Source organism: Nocardiopsis endophytica, from assembly GCF_027706725.1.
GTDB classification, from domain to species: domain Bacteria; phylum Actinomycetota; class Actinomycetes; order Streptosporangiales; family Streptosporangiaceae; genus Nocardiopsis_A; species Nocardiopsis_A endophytica.
In genome coordinates, this window is record NZ_JAQFWQ010000006.1 from 40,667 (window position 1) to 55,851 (window position 15,185).

A 15,185-nucleotide genomic window follows, 5' to 3' on the forward strand; every position below is an offset into this window, starting at 1 on the left:
CGACGCCGCGATGGGCCCCGGGGTTCCCAGGTTCCTCCAAGAAATTCCCTTCGTGTCCGCAATGGCACCGAGAGCGACGAAACTCGGCCACAGCCCGCGTTGATCTCGACAAAGGTGCTGTCATACCTGCGGTTTTGACAGCACTTCTGTCGAGATCAACGTGGGCTCTGCGCGGTGGTGGAGGGCGACGGGTGGGCATGCGAAAGGGCGGCCCCCCGGTGGCCGGGAGACCGCCCTTCTCGTCGCAGGCTGTTCGCCGCGTACCCGGAAGGCCGGGACGGGGACTTAGAAGTCCATGCCGCCCATGCCGCCCGTCGGGTCGCCGCCGCCGGCGGCCGGCTTCTCCGGCTTGTCGGCGATGACGGCCTCGGTGGTCAGGAACAGGCCGGCGATGGAGGCCGCGTTCTGCAGGGCGGAGCGGGTGACCTTGGTCGGGTCGATGACGCCGTCCTTGAACAGGTCGGTGTACTCCCCGGTGGCGGCGTTCAGGCCGACGCCGGCGTCCAGGTTCTTCACCTTCTCCGCGACGACCCCGCCCTCGAGGCCGGAGTTGACCGCGATCTGCTTGAGCGGGGCCTCGATGGCGCGGCGGACGATGTCGGCGCCGATCGCCTCGTCGCCGGACAGGTCCAGCTTCTCGAAGGCCGGGACGCCCGCCTGCAGCAGGGCGACACCGCCGCCGGGCAGGATGCCCTCCTCGACGGCCGCCTTGGCGTTGCGGACGGCGTCCTCGATACGGTGCTTGCGCTCCTTGAGCTCCACCTCGGTGGCGGCGCCGGCCTTGATGACCGCGACACCGCCGGCCAGGCGGGCCAGGCGCTCCTGCAGCTTCTCGCGGTCGTAGTCGGAGTCCGTGCGCTCGATCTCGCTGCGGATCTCGTTGACCCGGCCCTGGATCGCGGTGGCGTCGCCGGCGCCGTCCACGATGGTGGTCTCGTCCTTGGTGACGACGACCTTGCGGGCGCGGCCGAGCATCTCCAGCTCGGTGTTCTCCAGCTTGAGGCCGACCTCTTCGGTGATGACCTGGCCGCCGGTCAGCACGGCGATGTCGCTGAGCTGGGCCTTGCGGCGGTCGCCGAAGCCGGGGGCCTTGACGGCGACCGACTTGAAGGTGCCGCGGATCTTGTTGACGATGAGCGTCTGCAGCGCGGCGCTCTCGACGTCCTCGGCGATCACCATCAGCGGCTTGCCCGCCTGGAGGACCTTCTCGACGACCGGAAGGAACTCGTTGTTGTTGGAGATCTTGGAGTTGACGATGAGGATGTAGGGGTCCTCCAGGACCGTCTCCATCCGCTCAAGGTCGGTGGCGAAGTAGGGCGAGATGTAGCCCTTGTCGAAGCGCATGCCCTCGGCGAGCTCGAGCTCCAGACCGAAGGTCTGGCCCTCCTCGACCGTGATGACGCCTTCCTTGCCGACCTTGTCCATCGCCTCGGCGATGACCTCGCCGATCTGGGTGTCGCCGGCGGAGATGGAGGCGGTGGAGGCGATCTGCTCCTTGGTCTCCACGTCCTTGGAGAGCTTGGCCAGCTCCTCGCTGATGCGGGAGACGGCGGCCTCGATGCCGCGCTTCAGGCCGATCGGGTTGGCGCCGGCCGCGACGTTGCGCAGGCCCTCGCTGACCATGGCCTGGGCCAGGACGGTGGCGGTGGTGGTGCCGTCACCCGCGACGTCGTCGGTCTTCTTGGCGACCTCCTTGACGAGCTCGGCGCCGATCTTCTCGTACGACTCCTCGAGCTCGATCTCCTTGGCGATGGAGACACCGTCGTTGGTGATGGTGGGGGCGCCCCACTTCTTCTCCAGGACGACGTTGCGGCCCTTGGGGCCGAGCGTCACCTTCACCGCGTCGGCGAGCGTGTTCATGCCGCGCTCGAGGCCGCGACGGGCTTCCTCGTCGAACGCGATCAGTTTGGCTGCCATAGACTTCCTGTCCTCCCGGGACGGGCTGATACGCGAAGGAACGAGCACGACGCCCGCGACGGACGACCGCGGTCCGCCGGCTGTCCGGCCGCCGGCGTCCGCGGCCTCATCGTCTCGATCCTGGTTAGCACTCCGATCATCGGAGTGCTAACGATCCCCTTTTTAGCACTCCCCCATGGCGAGTGCAAACGGCCCCGGGCAGGGATCCTCTCCCGATTACCCGCAGGTCAAACCGCACATGAACGGGCCGCGTCCGGCAGTGCCGGACGCGGCCCGTCCACGGTCGCCGGGCGGGTCAGCCGCCGGCGACCGCAGGGATGATCGAGACCTCGACACCGTCCCTGGTCTCGGTGTCCAGGCCGTCGGCGAAGCGCACGTCCTCGTCCCCGACGTAGACGTTGACGAACCGGCGGATCTTGCCGGAGTCGTCCAGGATGCGGGCGCGGATGCCCGGGTGGTTGGCGTCCAGATCGGCCAGGACGTCCTTCAGGGTCGCGCCCTCGGCGGACACCTGGGCGGCGTCCTTGGTGTAGGTGCGCAGGATGGTGGGGACGCGAACGCTCACGCTCATGGTCGCGGGTACTCCTCGGTGGTGTCGCTCAGTGGTGTCGGTGGGTGGCCGGTCTCGCGGCGCCGTGCGCGGCGCCGCGCGCTCAGCCCAGTCCGGCCTCGCGGAAGGCGTCCAGGGAGGGCCGGATGGTCGCGGTGACGCCGGCGTCCACCGCGTTCAGGGTCTTCAGGCCGTCGCCGGTGTTCAGCACGACCGTCTCCTTGGCCGGGTCGATCGCGCCCTCGGCCAGCAGCTTGCGCAGCACGCCGGTGGTCACGCCCCCGGCGGTCTCGGCGAAGACCCCCTCGGTGCGGGCGAGCAGCGCGATGGAGTCGACCACCTCGTCGTCGCTCACGCGGCCGACCGCGCCGCCGGTGCGGCGGCACACGTCCAGCACGTACGGGCCGTCGGCCGGGTTGCCGATCGCCAGCGACTTGGCGATGGTGTCCGGCTTGACCGGCTGGATGACGTCGTGGCCCTCCTCGTACGCGCGGGCGACCGGGGAGCAGCCCGAGGCCTGGGCGCCGAAGACCTTGTAGGGGCGGTCCTCCACCAGGCCCAGCGCGATGAGCTCGCGGAACCCTTTGTCGATCTTGGTGAGCTGGGAGCCGGAGGCGATCGGGATGACGATCTGCTCGGGCAGCCGCCAGCCGAGCTGCTCGGCGATCTCGTAGGCCAGCGTCTTGGAGCCCTCGGCGTAGTAGGGCCGCAGGTTGACGTTGACGAAGCCCCAGCCCTCGCCCGCCGGGTCGCCGATGAGCTCGGAGCAGAACCGGTTCACGTCGTCGTATGTGCCGTCGATGGCGACCAGGCGGCCGCCGTAGACGGCGGCCATGACGACCTTGGCCTCCTCAAGCCCCGCGGGGATGAACACGCAGGACTGGAACCCCGCGCGCGCCGAGGCCGCGCCGACCGCGCCCGCGAGGTTGCCCGTGGAGGAGCAGGACAGGGTGGTGAACCCGAAGTTGCGGGCGGCCTCGACGGCCATCGCCACCACGCGGTCCTTGAAGGAGTGGGTGGGGTTGCCGGAGTCGTCCTTGACGTGCAGCGCGTCCATGCCGAGCTCGGCGGCGAGGCGGTCGGCGCGCACCAGCGGCGTCAGGCCGGGGTTCATGTTGGGCAGCTCGGCCACGTTCGCGGGGACCGGCAGCAGCGGCGCGTAGCGCCAGACGTTGTTCGGACCCTGCGCGATCCGCTCGCGGGTGACGGTGCCGAACTCGTAGGCCACTTCAAGAGGGCCGAAACAGAACTCGCAGGCGAAGCGGGGGCCGAGCTCGTAGCGCTCGCCGCACTCGCGGCAGGACAGGGCGGCCGCGGGTCCGAAGGGGCGGGCGGTGGCGGGGGGCTCGGCGGTCGTGGCTTCCGGGGCGCTGATCGCCATTGCGAGGCGTCTCCTCTCATCTTTCCTGGCGACCGATCTGGCCCCAGGCCGGAGTTGGCACCTGCCCCGGCCGCCTCGCGGATTTCACGAGCGCATCGAGCCGGGATGGTTGCCGGGGCTTCGCAGGGCCGGTCCCTCCACCCCTCTGGATGAGCGATATTCGGTTGTGGTCACACGGTTGTCGACGGATTCGGTCGAGAATCCGCTCTCGACTGTAACGGACGGTCCGACCGGTTTTCCATCCATGGTGACCCGGATAACACCGATGGCACACGCCACACCCCGCCGACGCGTCCCGGAACCTCCTGAGGGTTTGCGGCCCGCCGCACACGGCGACACCTACATCACCCCATCGCCCCGAACCGGCTTTCCCGAGAGGTGAACGATCAGGTGGACAAGGCACAGATCCTCGTCGCTTCCAACAGAGGACCGGTGTCCTACTCGGTCGACGACGCCGGAGCGCTGACGCACCGGCGCGGGGGCGGTGGGCTGGTCTCCGGCCTCAGCGCCGCCGCCGAGCACGGCGACACCCTGTGGGTGTGCGCGGCGCTGTCCGACGCCGACCGGACCGCCGCCGCCCAGGCCCCCGAGGGGCGCATCGACCGCACCACCGACCTCGGCGGCCTGCGGGTGACGATGATCGACATCCCCGAGGACGTCTTCGACAACGCCTATACGGGCATCGCCAACTCCACCTTGTGGTTCGTCCAGCACATGCTCTACGAGACGCCGTCGAAGCCCGTCTTCGACGCGGCGTTCCAGCGGCGCTGGGAGGACTACCGGGCCTACAACGCGGCCTTCGCCGAGGCGCTGCTGACCGGGTCGGCGGAGAACGCGCGCGTGGCGGTGCAGGACTACCACCTGGCGCTGCTGCCGCGGATGCTCCGCGGGCGCCGCCCCGACCTGCGCATCGCGCACTTCTCGCACACCCCGTGGGCGCCGCCGGAGTACTTCCGCATGCTGCCCGCCGGGGTCCGCCGCGAGCTGCTGGAGGGCATGCTCGGTGCCGACCGCCTCGGGTTCCTGAGCCCGCGCTGGGCCGACGCGTTCCTGCGCTGCTGCGCCGAGTTCCTACGGGCCGACGTCGACCTGGAGCGGCGCACCGTCGAATACGGCGGCCGGGTCATCGGGGTGGGCGTTCACCCCCTGGGCGCCGACGCCGAGGGGCTGCTTCAGCGCGCGGCGGAGCCGGACGTGGCCGAGCGCGCGGCGGCGCTGCGCGAGCGGGTCGGCGACCGGCGGCTCATCGTGCGGGTGGACCGCACCGAGCTGTCCAAGAACATCGTGCGCGGCCTGGAGGCCTACCGGGAGCTGCTGCGCACCCGGCCGGAGTGGCGGGGGCGGGTCGCGCACCTGGCGTTCGCCTACCCCAGCCGGACCGACGTGCCGGAGTACCGGGAGTACACCGAGGAGGTCCGCAGGCTGGCCAAGGAGATCGGCGACGAGTTCGGCACCGCCGACTGGACGCCGCTCGTCCTGGAGGTGCAGGACGACTTCCCGCGCTCGCTGGCCGCGTTCGGCATGGCCGACGTGCTGCTGGTCAACCCCATCAGGGACGGGATGAACCTGGTGGCCAAGGAGGGGCCGGTGGTGTCCCGGGACGGGTGCGCGCTGGTGCTGTCCACCGAGGCGGGCGCCGCCGATGAGCTGGCGGACGACGCCCTGATGGTCAACCCCTACGACGTCACCGAGACGGCCGAGGCCCTGCACACCGCCCTGAGCATGCCGGACGCGGAGCGCTCGGCGCGCTGTGCCCGCCTGGCGGAGCGGGCCGCGGCGCTCCCGCCCGAGCGGTGGTTCACCGACCAGCTCCGGGCGCTCGGCTGAGGATCTCCTCGATCACCCCGGTCTTGGCCTCGGCGTAGTCCTGGACGCTGTCCCCGTGGCGCCCGGCGAGGTCGCGCTTGGCGCGCTCGTAGCGGTCGCGGTCCCCGGCGTCGGCGCGGAGACGGTCGCGCAGGGCCAGGATGCGCCGGGGCTCGGGGCCGTCGGCGAACACGTGCAGGCTGGTGCTGACGTCCGGCCCCTTGAAGACGTGGTGGTCGTGGAAGTCGGGCTCGGCGTAGTGCAGGACGTACCCGGCCTTCTCCAGGGCCGGGCGGTAGGCGGACTCGTCCGCGGCGTCGCCGACCAGGAGCAGCAGGTCGACGCAGGGCCGGGCGGCGAGGCCGGGCACGGCCGTGGAGCCGATGTGCTCGACCTCCAGGGCGGCGGGCCCGAGGGCGTCGCGGACCCGCTCGGCCTCGCGCTGGAAGAGGTAGGGCCACTTGGGGTCGTAGTCGGTCAGGACGACGCGCTCGCCGCCGCGGCCGAACGAGCGGTCGAAGTGGCTTCCGCGCGCCTCACCGCGCACGGGGAGCCGTTCGGGGGAATCGTGGGTGGGGGACATGCCGGAAGTCTCATGACCTGCCCCGCGATCGTCAACCCGGGCTCGCGCAGGGCACGCACCGTGGTCGTACGGGGACGGGATCCGTGGTAGCGCTCCCGCGCCCCCGGCGCCGGCTGACCGCACCGGGGGCGGCGGCCGGGGCTACCTCCTCCGGCGGCCGGCGCCCTTGCGGCGGCGGCCCGCGGAGCGCCCGGCCGCCGCGGGCTCCCCCTCCGCGCCGTCACCGGCGCCCTCGGCACCGGCCGCCTGCCCGCGCCGGGGCAGGTCGTAGGGGTTCTTCGCGGTGCGGCGCAGGACCAGCGTCAGCACCACGAGCAGGACCAGCACGAGCACGCCGCCGACGGTCCACAGCGCCCATGCCGGAACCGGCAGGCCCTCGTCCTCCTGCACCAGGTCCTCGTTGTACAGCGGGATGTCCTCCGCGGCGCCGCCCGCCTCCTGCACGGCGGCGGGGGCGTTCACCACCCCGTCGCTCGCCGACGCGGTCAGCGCCTGGGCCACCTGGTCGGGCAGGAGCTGCGGGTACTCCGCACGCACCAGCGCGGCCGCACCTGCGGCGAACCCGGCCGCCACGCCCGCGCCGCCGAACCGCTCGTACCCGCCGCCGGGCGCCGGGGCCTCCACGTCGTCGCCCGGGGCGGACACGTCCGGCCCACCGCCCTGCGGCGACTCCTGCCCCTGCGCCGCCTGCTCCGTCCCGGCCTGCACCGGGGCGAGGTCGCGGTCGACCGCGCCGACCGCCAGCGCCCCCTCGGACGCCGACGCCGCCTGGGCCGCCGGGTCGCCCGCGGGGAGCAGCACCATCGTCCCCTCGCCCACGGCGTAGGACACGGCGTCGGCGACGCCGTCGAGGTCCTGCCCCTCGGCGACGCCGTCGGCCACCGCGATGACCTGCGCACCCTCGTCGGCGGCGTAGCGGATGCCGCGCTCCAGGGCGTCGCCCTCCCCGGCGCTTCCGCCCTCGGGGGCCACCCGCACCGACAGCACGTCCGCGTCGGGGGCCACGCCCATGAACCGCGCGTGGGTCTCCACGCCGTACCCGGTGGCGGCGGCCACCGCGGCGACCGCGGTGGAGGACCCGTCAGCGCCGTCGCCCCCGGCGCCGGAGAAGTCGGTGCCCACGGTCACCTCGCCGCCCAGGTTCGGGTTCTCGGCGTCGACGCCGGTGCCGACCACGGCGACGGTGGCGCCGCGGCCGCGGCCCTCGTCCTGCTCCTCGGCCGCGTCCCAGGCGTCGCGGGCGCCGACGGCCTCCAGCCCCCACTGGTCGATGAGCGCGTCGCCCCACGCTGGCGGTGCGGTCGGCGCGGCCACCGCGCCGGCGGCCAGCAGCAGCGCGCACAGGCCGGAGCCGGCGTGGCTGGTGCGCATGGAGTAACCCCCGTGACGTGTCCGGTTGCGAGGCCGGCGCGGCGCTCCGCCGCCGAAGCGCTGGTCAGGGCCGCGCACACGGGCAATTCTGCCAGCTTCGCACGTGTATGCGAACGGGATGGGCGGTCGGTGAGAGGCTGCTTACCCCTGAGGCCGAACCTGCGCGGTCCCCTGCGTCGGGCCCGGGACGAGTCGCTACGATGTTTCGCGCCGATCCCGAAGAGGAGGCGTGCAATGCCAGAAATCCGGGAACAACCCTCCGACCCCTCAACCGACGGCGCGCCGGGCCTCGCCGAGCGCGACCGGCGCATCCTCGCCTTCGAGAGCCAGTGGTGGAAGCTCGAAGGCTCCAAGGAGCAGGCGATCCGTGACGAGTTCGGCTTCTCCCCCACCCGCTACTACCAGCTGCTCAACGGCCTGGTGGACCGCCCCGAGGCGCTCGCGTTCGACCCCATGACCGTCAAGCGGGTGCGCCGCCTGCGCGCCGACCGGCGCCGCCAGCGCACCGCCCGCCGCCTGGGCATCCGCCTGTAATGGTGCTTCCCCGCCCGCGTACCTCCGACGGCGCGGCCGCGCTCGGCGCGATCGCCGCCCGGCCGTCCGCGGCGCTGCTCGCCTTCGACTTCGACGGGACCCTGGCACCGATCGTGCCCGACCCGCGCGACGCGCGTCCCCACCCCCGCGCGCTGGCGGCGCTGCGCGCCCTCGCCCCCCGGGTCGCCGGTGTGGCGGTGGTCACCGGCCGACCCGCGGAGACCGCGGTGGAGTACGGCCTGGACACCGTGCCCGGAATCGTGGTGCTCGGCCACTACGGCCTGGAGCGGTGGGAGGACGGGAGCCTCACCTCCCCCGGGGCCGTACCGGGCCTGGAGGACGCGCGCGCCGCGATCCCGGGGCTGCTGGAGGACCTCGGCCCCCTGCGCGAAGGGGTGCACGTGGAGGACAAGGGCAAGGCCGTCGCCGTGCACACCCGCCGCGCGGCCCGGCCCGCCGAGGCGCTCGACGCCCTGCGCGAGCCGCTGGGCCTGCTCGCGGAGCGCGCGGGGCTCGCGGTGGAGCCGGGGCGCATGGTGATCGAGCTCCGGCCCCCGGGGATGGACAAGGGGGCGGCGCTGACCGACCTGGTCGGCCGGGTCCGGCCCGGAGCGCTGCTGTACGCCGGCGACGACCTGGGCGACCTGCCCGCGTTCACGGCCGTACGGGAGCTGCGCGGCCGGGGCGTGCCCGGGGTGACGGTGTGCAGCGGCTCATCGGAGGTGCCCATGCTGGCCGGGCAGGCGGACCTCGTGGTCGAGGGCCCCGAGGGCGTCGCCGTCCTGCTCGAGGGCCTCCTGCCCTGACCCGGGGCCGTCCTCCCCTCCCCTTCCTCTCCTCAGTCCCCGAAGCAGGCGCGGACCGCCGCGCGCAGGTCGTCGAGGCCGGTGCGGCTCCGGCCGAAGTGCACCGCGTTGGTCAGCAGGCCCACGTACCTGCCGGTCTCGGGCTGGAGGACCAGGCTGGTCCCCGTGTACCCGTGGTGGTAGACCACCCCGTCGTCGCCCACGAGCCAGCCGAGGCCCCGGGAGACGCCGTCGGCGACCCGCACCGCCGGACGCCAGCTCTGGCGCACGTAGCGCGGCGGCAGCAGGCAGCCCTCCTCCCCGGAGGCGCTGCGCAGCAGCTCGCGCGCGTAGGCGCCGAGGTCTATGGCGGTGCTGAAGACCCCGGCGTGCCCGGCGACGCCGCCCATGAGCCCGGCGGCCTCGTCGTGCACCACCCCCCACACGGGGGCGGCGCCGGGGATGCGGCACTCGGTGGGGGCGACGGCGGGCGACCGCGGCAGGGGGCCGTACGTCGTGGCGGTCATGCCGGTGGCGTTCCACAGGGTGGAGACGGCCAGGTCCAGCGGGGTGTCCAGGAGCCGTTCGAGGATGAGCCCCAGAAGGATGAAGCCGCGGTCGATATAGCGGTACCCCTCCTCCTCCAGGGGCTCGGACAGGATCGACTCGGCGAGGTCCCTGTCGGTGCCGACGTAGCACTCCAGCCAGGCGACCGGGTTGAGACGGGAGGTGTGCGTGAGGATCTGCCGCGCGGTGACCTCCCCGCCCGCGTACGGCCCCCCGGCCACGTACCTGCCCAGCGGGGTGTCCAGCGAGAGGATCCCCTCGGCGGCGGCGCTGCCCGCCAGCGGCCAGGTGGCCATGACCTTCGTGAGGCTGGCGACGTCGTACAGCACGTCGGGCGCGGCCTGGACGTCGTCGCCGCCCTCGGTCACACCGCCGACGGCGACGAACTCCCACATGCTCCCGGTGCCGACCACGGCCGCGCCGCCGGGCAGCCACCCGGCGTCGACCATCACCTTGAGCACCCCCCGGATGTCGGCTCCGGTCTCGGCCACCCAATCGCCGTCGCGCATAGGACCCCCCTCGTACCCACTCCCCAGGTCAGGCGATACCCCCTGGTGGGACGCCCCTCACCCCGCGAGGGCACCGAATCCCCTCCCGACCTGGACCGAAACCACGAAGGACACCGTTCCCGGCGCTTCCGGCGGCGGGAGGGGGCTCACTCCCCCCGCACGCCGTCGACCCGGTCCAGCTCGTCCGGGTCGACGGCGACCACCGGCTCATGGGAGTGGTGGTCGAGGAGCGTGCCGCGGCGGACGGCGGGACCGCCCAGGTCGATCATTCCGGTCGGATCCAGGGTGAACCCGCCGCCGCGCTCATAGAGCGCCGTCAGGGGCGCGAACATGTGCGGCAGCCCGGGCGCCGGCGCGCCGGAGGCGAGCACGGCCTCGAACTTGACCGACCACAGGGCGGTCTTCACCACCTGGGGCGGCAGTTCGCGCCCGATGAGCTCGCTCTCCACGCGCAGGAGCACGTCCTCGTCCACGGCCACCGCGGGGGCGACGATCTCCGCGACGTCGAAGAACGGCCACTTCCCCGCCTGGAGCAGCCGCCGCCACAGCGCGGCGCGGCGCAGGTATTCGCGCATGAGGCCGATCCTGGACGCGGCCGAATCCGGCCGTACGTCGTTCCAGTCGATCACCAGCAGGCGGTCGGCCTGCTCCTGCGCGGCGCGGCGGACCGCGGCGCCCTCCTCCGCCCCGCCGCCCAGCCACCCGGGAACCTGGCCGGGGTCGCGCGGGAAGCGCCGCAGCTCCTCAGGGGCGAGGTCCTCCACTCTGCGGGGGTCGAAGTGGGCGGGTGCGGAGTCGTAGTCGTAGGCGGCGTCGTAGGTGCGCGGAGGGGCGATTCGGAGCCGCAGGGTGAACCACGTTCCACGCCCCTCCCGGTACATCCCGCGCCGGAGCTTCTGCAGATCGAGCTGGGCGAGCATGGACACCTCCACCCGGACACGCTCCCCCGCGACGACGGCGGAGGCGCGGACCTCCTCCGCGTACCCCAGCCCACCGCAGTCCAGCCTGAGGGCCTCCCACCCGTCGGGCGCCGATGACACGAGCTCCAATGCGATCTCACTGAGCAGCTCGTGCTGCTGGTCCGGCCTCAGCGCCCAAGCGGTCATGGCTTCCTCTTTCTCGTGATGGGGGGACCCGTCCCGTAGGATCCGCTGCGTCAAGGGATGTTCACAACGCGCCAGTACGGCACGCCACGCCCCGTTGAGCCCGCTTCGAGAGGAGTGCCGGTGACGACCCGCATCGTGCACCGCCCGGCCAGGACCGTGCACCCGCCCGCTCCCGAGGAGCCGCGCGAGGTCGAGGCACCACCGACGCTTCCCGACGGCAACGCCCAGCAGAGCCCGCTCATGACCGTCCTGCCCATGGTCGGGATGATGGCGTCGCTCACCATCATGATGGTGATGCGGAACCCCGCGTTCATCGTCTTCGGCGCCGTCATCCTCGTCGTCGCCGTCATCGCCGCGCTGGGCATGTTCTTCTCCCGGCGCGGCCAGGCCGGGCGCCAGCGGCGCAACCAGCGCGAGCTGTACCTCGAATACCTGGAGGAGCTCCGGGACGACCTGAGCGCGGCCGAGCGCGCCGCCCGCGCCAAGGCCCGTCTGCTGGCACCGCCCCCGGAGGCGCTGTACGACATCGCCCGCGACCCGGCGCGCCTGTGGGAGCGGCGGCGCAGGGACCGCGACTTCCTCCGGGTGCGGCTCGGGACGGGCGAGGTGCCAGCGCGGCCGCTGCGGCTCGCCGACCGGGGCACCGCCCTCACCCCCACCGACCCGTTCATGGCGTCCGAGGCGTCGGCGGTCATCCGGCGCTTCGAGAGCGCGCCGGACATGCCGCTGACCGTCCCGCTGGACCGGGCCGGCAACGTCAGCATCATCGGGGAGCGCGGCGACGTGCTGCGGGCCGTGCGCGCGCTGGCGGCACAAGCGGCCGTCTTCCACGCCCCCGAGGACCTGGTCATCGCGGCCGCCTACCCCTCCGACGCCGCGGACGACTGGGAGTGGCTCAAGTGGCTGCCGCACGCCGCCGACGGGAGCACCCGGCTCATCGCGCAGGACCCCTCCGAGCTCGGGGCGCTGCTCGCCGACGAGCTCCGCGCGCGCACCGACCTCGCGGGGGAGATCCGCCGGGGCATGGGGCGCAAGGAGGCCTACGCCTCGATGCGGCGGCTGCTGGTCGTGCACGACACCTACGGCTCGGGGGCCCGCGAGCTCGCCCGGCCCGACGACGCGATCGTCCCGTCGGCCCTCGGGGCGACCGTGCTGCACCTGGTCGAGCGGCAGGTGGACGAGCCGGGGGACGTCTCGCTGCGCATCACCGTCGACGGGGACACGGCCACCGTCGCGGACCTGCGGCCGGAGGACCCGGTGGCCGCGTCCGGCACCGTCGACGCGCTGCCTGCGGCCCAGCTCGAAGGGCTGGTGCGGATGGGGGCGCCGCTGCGGCTGTCGGCGGAGGCCGCCGAGGAGGCCGAGGCCGACGCCGGGTCCGTAGACTTCACCGGGGCACTCGGCATCGGCGACCCGGGGGCGATGGACGTCCCCAGGCTGTGGGCGTCCCGGAGCGAGCGCGCCTTCCTCCGCGTGCCGATCGGGTTCGACGGCATGGGGCAGCCGCTGGTGCTCGACCTCAAGGAGGCGGCGCAGCTCGGCATGGGGCCGCACGGGCTGTGCGTCGGGGCGACCGGGTCGGGCAAGAGCGAGCTGCTGCGCACGCTCGTGCTGGCGCTGGCGTCCACGCACGCCCCGGACGACCTGTCCATGGTGCTGGTGGACTACAAGGGCGGCGCGACGTTCGCGCCCTTCGAGGACCTGCCGCACGTCGCCGGGATCATGACCAACCTGGAGGACGACACCGCGCTGATCGAGCGCGCGTACGCGAGCCTGGCGGGCGAGGTGCAGCGGCGCCAGCAGGTGCTCAAGGACGCGGGCAACGTGGCGGGCATCGGCGACTACGCGTTCCTGCGGTCGAAGAACCCGGACCTGCCGCCGCTGCCGCACCTGTTCGTGATCATCGACGAGTTCGGCGAGCTGCTGACCGCGCGGCCGGACTTCATCGAGCTGTTCCTGTCCATCGGGCGGATCGGCCGGAGCATCGGCGTGCACCTGCTCCTGTCGAGCCAGCGCATCGAGGGAGGGAAGCTGCGGGGGCTGGACACCTACCTGTCCTACCGCCTGGGGCTGCGGACGTTCTCCGAGGAGGAGAGCCGCACGGTCCTCGACTCCCCCGACGCCTTCCACCTCCCGGCGCTGCCCGGGTTCGGGTACCTGAAGGTGGACACGACCGTGTACCAGCGGTTCAAGGCGGGGTACGTGTCCGGGCCCTTCAAGGGGACGCTCGCGTCCGCCGCCGAGGAGGACGACAGGGCGCCGACGGTCATGCCCTTCGAGGCGTACAACACCGCCTCCGCCGACGAGCCCGGCCCGGAGGCGCCGTCGCCGGCCATGCCCGAGCGTTCGACCGGGCCGTCGCTGCTCGACGTGATGGTCGGGCAGCTCTCCCGGCACGGCACACAGGTGCGCGGGGTGTGGCTGCCTCCGCTCCCCGCCGCGACGCCGTTGGACGCGCTCTCAGGGGCGCCCGCGCCCGGTCCTGAGGGACTGCGCCTGCCGGGTTCTCCCGAGCAGATGCACCCGCCCATCGGCCTCCTGGACGACCCGTCGAAGCAGTGGCAGGGGGTGTGGAGCCTGGACCTGACGGCGGCGGGCGGCCACGTGGCCGTCATCGGCGGGCCGCAGACCGGCAAGACGACCCTGCTGCGGACGCTGGTCACCTCCCTGGGGCTGACCCACACGCCGCGGCAGGCCGCGGTGTACTGCCTCGACCTGGTGGGGGGCGGGCTCCAGGCGCTCGCCGAGCTACCCCACGTGGGCGGGGTGGCCGGCCGCCTCGACCGGGAGCGCGTGCGGCGGACGGTCGAAGAGGTGCGGGGGATGCTGGAGCACCGGGCCGAGGTGTTCCGGGAGCGCGGGATCGACTCGGTGGAGCGGTTCCGCCGCATGCACGCGCGCGGCGAGGTGCCGGAGCTGTCGGCGGCGGACGTCGTGCTCGTCATCGACGGGTTCGGCACGATCCGCAAGGACTTCGAAGAGCTGGACGAGCTGGTGAACGAGCTCCTGCAGCGCGGGGGCGGGTACGGCGTGCACGTCGTGGCGGCGATGCTGCGGTGGAACGACGTGCGGATGGCGGTGCAGTCGACGTTCGGGCAGCGGATCGAGATGCGGTTGAACGACCCGTCGGACTCCACGGTCGACCGGAAGCTGGCGGAGACGTTCCCTGCGGACACTCCGGGGCGCGCGCTGACCGACGGCAAGCTGTTCGGACAGGTGGCGCTGCCGCGCATCGACGGGAAGACGGACGCCTCCGACCTCGGCGAGGCCGTGGAGAAGACGGCGCGCGAGGTGGCGGGGGCGTGGGGCGGCACGGTGGCGCCGGAGGTGCGCGTCCTGCCGAGGCTGCTGCGCGCGCGGGAGCTTCCGTCGGTCTCCCAGTTCCCCCGCACGGTCCCCATCGGTGTGGACGAGAGGCACCTGTCCCCCGTCGGGCTGGACCTGTTCAACGAGGACCAGAACCTTCTGGTGCTGGGCGACGGCGAGTGCGGGAAGACGAACCTGCTGCGGCACATCGCCGAGGGGCTCGTGGAGCGGTACTCCTCCGAGGAGCTGGTCTTCGCGGTGATGGACCCGAGGCGGACGCTGAAGAACGTGGTGCCGGAGCCGTACATGGGCGGCTACGCGAGCAACGCGCGTGTGTGTGCGGGGCTGGCCGGGGGCGTCGCCAAGGAACTCGAAGAACGCCTGCCCGACGACGCCGACCTGGACTCCGAGTCCGGCCACAAGGGGCCGCGGATCGTGGTCCTCGTGGACGACTACGACCTGCTGACGACGGCGGGGCAGAAGCCGCTGGCGGCGTTCGTGCCGTTCGTGTCCAACGGCAGGGACATCGGTCTGCACTTCGTGGTGGCCCGCAGGGTGGCCGGCGCGGCCAGGGGGATGTACGACCCGCTCGTGCAGTCGATGCGGGAGATCGGCACGAGCGCCCTGCTGATGTCGGGCGACAGGGGCGAGGGCCAGATCTTCCCGAGGATCTACGCGGAGGCGCAGCCGCCGGGCCGGGGCAAGTGGATCCGGCGGGGGAAGTCCCCGCAGCTGATGCAGACGGCGTTGCGCGCCGACGACCAGTGACA

General features: G+C 73.1%; 11 protein-coding genes and 1 riboswitch. Of the genes, 4 read left to right on the forward strand and 7 right to left on the reverse strand.

The window, feature by feature from the left end; translation table 11 throughout:
* Nucleotides 1-285 precede the first annotated feature (285 nt).
* From groL to thrC, 3 genes are all read right to left on the reverse strand, one after another.
* A complete protein-coding gene (groL, locus tag O4J56_RS03465; RefSeq protein ID WP_270683595.1) occupies nucleotides 286-1,917 on the reverse strand; it encodes a chaperonin GroEL in 1,632 nt (543 codons plus the stop codon).
* Between the two features lie 295 nt (nucleotides 1,918-2,212).
* Nucleotides 2,213-2,488 (reverse strand): MoaD/ThiS family protein, encoded by a 276-nt coding sequence (locus O4J56_RS03470; protein WP_270683596.1) that lies wholly within the window; start codon nucleotides 2,486-2,488, stop codon nucleotides 2,213-2,215.
* 82 nt (nucleotides 2,489-2,570) lie between these two features.
* Nucleotides 2,571-3,848, reverse strand: a complete 1,278-nt coding sequence (gene thrC, locus O4J56_RS03475; RefSeq protein WP_270683597.1) for a threonine synthase — start codon at nucleotides 3,846-3,848, stop codon at nucleotides 2,571-2,573.
* A gap of 13 nt (nucleotides 3,849-3,861) precedes the next feature.
* Nucleotides 3,862-4,004: riboswitch (SAM riboswitch) on the reverse strand.
* 234 nt (nucleotides 4,005-4,238) lie between these two features.
* Between thrC and O4J56_RS03480 the strand changes: the two genes are divergently transcribed.
* Nucleotides 4,239-5,675 carry an alpha,alpha-trehalose-phosphate synthase (UDP-forming) gene (locus O4J56_RS03480; RefSeq protein ID WP_270683598.1) on the forward strand — a complete coding sequence of 479 codons (1,437 nt, stop codon included), beginning with the start codon at nucleotides 4,239-4,241 and terminating at the stop codon, nucleotides 5,673-5,675.
* Here the strand turns inward: O4J56_RS03480 and O4J56_RS03485 are convergent.
* The gene (locus O4J56_RS03485; protein WP_270683599.1) at nucleotides 5,647-6,237 is read right to left on the reverse strand and encodes a GrpB family protein; all 591 of its coding nucleotides are present in this window, start codon (nucleotides 6,235-6,237) and stop codon (nucleotides 5,647-5,649) included. The genes O4J56_RS03480 and O4J56_RS03485 overlap by 29 nt on opposite strands.
* Nucleotides 6,238-6,378: 141 nt before the next feature.
* Complete coding sequence (locus O4J56_RS03490) at nucleotides 6,379-7,608, reverse strand: S8 family serine peptidase (protein WP_270683600.1); 1,230 nt, start codon at nucleotides 7,606-7,608, stop codon at nucleotides 6,379-6,381.
* A gap of 234 nt (nucleotides 7,609-7,842) precedes the next feature.
* Between O4J56_RS03490 and O4J56_RS03495 the strand changes: the two genes are divergently transcribed.
* Together O4J56_RS03495 and otsB are read left to right on the forward strand one after the other, a co-directional pair.
* Nucleotides 7,843-8,142, forward strand: a complete 300-nt coding sequence (locus O4J56_RS03495; RefSeq protein WP_270683601.1) for a DUF3263 domain-containing protein — start codon at nucleotides 7,843-7,845, stop codon at nucleotides 8,140-8,142.
* Nucleotides 8,142-8,948: a trehalose-phosphatase gene (gene otsB, locus O4J56_RS03500; RefSeq protein ID WP_270683602.1), complete on the forward strand. Its 807-nt coding sequence runs from the start codon at nucleotides 8,142-8,144 to the stop codon at nucleotides 8,946-8,948. The genes O4J56_RS03495 and otsB overlap by 1 nt, the downstream gene beginning before the upstream one ends.
* 32 nt (nucleotides 8,949-8,980) lie before the next feature.
* Here otsB and O4J56_RS03505 read toward each other — a convergent pair whose 3' ends face one another.
* Nucleotides 8,981-10,003 carry a serine hydrolase domain-containing protein gene (locus tag O4J56_RS03505; protein WP_270683603.1) on the reverse strand — a complete coding sequence of 341 codons (1,023 nt, stop codon included), beginning with the start codon at nucleotides 10,001-10,003 and terminating at the stop codon, nucleotides 8,981-8,983.
* 146 nt (nucleotides 10,004-10,149) lie between these two features.
* Nucleotides 10,150-11,109: a hypothetical protein gene (locus tag O4J56_RS03510; protein ID WP_270683604.1), complete on the reverse strand. Its 960-nt coding sequence runs from the start codon at nucleotides 11,107-11,109 to the stop codon at nucleotides 10,150-10,152.
* 120 nt (nucleotides 11,110-11,229) lie between these two features.
* Here O4J56_RS03510 and eccCa point away from each other — a divergent pair, with 120 nt between their 5' ends.
* Nucleotides 11,230-15,183, forward strand: coding sequence for a type VII secretion protein EccCa (gene eccCa / locus O4J56_RS03515; RefSeq protein WP_270683605.1), 3,954 nt, complete (start codon nucleotides 11,230-11,232; stop codon nucleotides 15,181-15,183).
* Nucleotides 15,184-15,185: the final 2 nt, after the last annotated feature.

Bases quoted from the DNA above. Each gene is read 5' to 3' on its own strand.
- groL (WP_270683595.1), bottom strand. From the start codon at position 1,917: ATGGCAGCCAAACTGATCGCGTTCGACGAGGAAGCCCGTCGCGGCCTC.
- O4J56_RS03470 (WP_270683596.1), bottom strand. From the start codon at position 2,488: ATGAGCGTGAGCGTTCGCGTCCCCACCATCCTGCGCACCTACACCAAG.
- thrC (WP_270683597.1), bottom strand. From the start codon at position 3,848: ATGGCGATCAGCGCCCCGGAAGCCACGACCGCCGAGCCCCCCGCCACC.
- O4J56_RS03485 (WP_270683599.1), bottom strand. From the start codon at position 6,237: ATGTCCCCCACCCACGATTCCCCCGAACGGCTCCCCGTGCGCGGTGAG.
- O4J56_RS03490 (WP_270683600.1), bottom strand. From the start codon at position 7,608: ATGCGCACCAGCCACGCCGGCTCCGGCCTGTGCGCGCTGCTGCTGGCC.
- O4J56_RS03495 (WP_270683601.1), top strand. From the start codon at position 7,843: ATGCCAGAAATCCGGGAACAACCCTCCGACCCCTCAACCGACGGCGCG.
- otsB (WP_270683602.1), top strand. From the start codon at position 8,142: ATGGTGCTTCCCCGCCCGCGTACCTCCGACGGCGCGGCCGCGCTCGGC.
- O4J56_RS03505 (WP_270683603.1), bottom strand. From the start codon at position 10,003: ATGCGCGACGGCGATTGGGTGGCCGAGACCGGAGCCGACATCCGGGGG.
- O4J56_RS03510 (WP_270683604.1), bottom strand. From the start codon at position 11,109: ATGACCGCTTGGGCGCTGAGGCCGGACCAGCAGCACGAGCTGCTCAGT.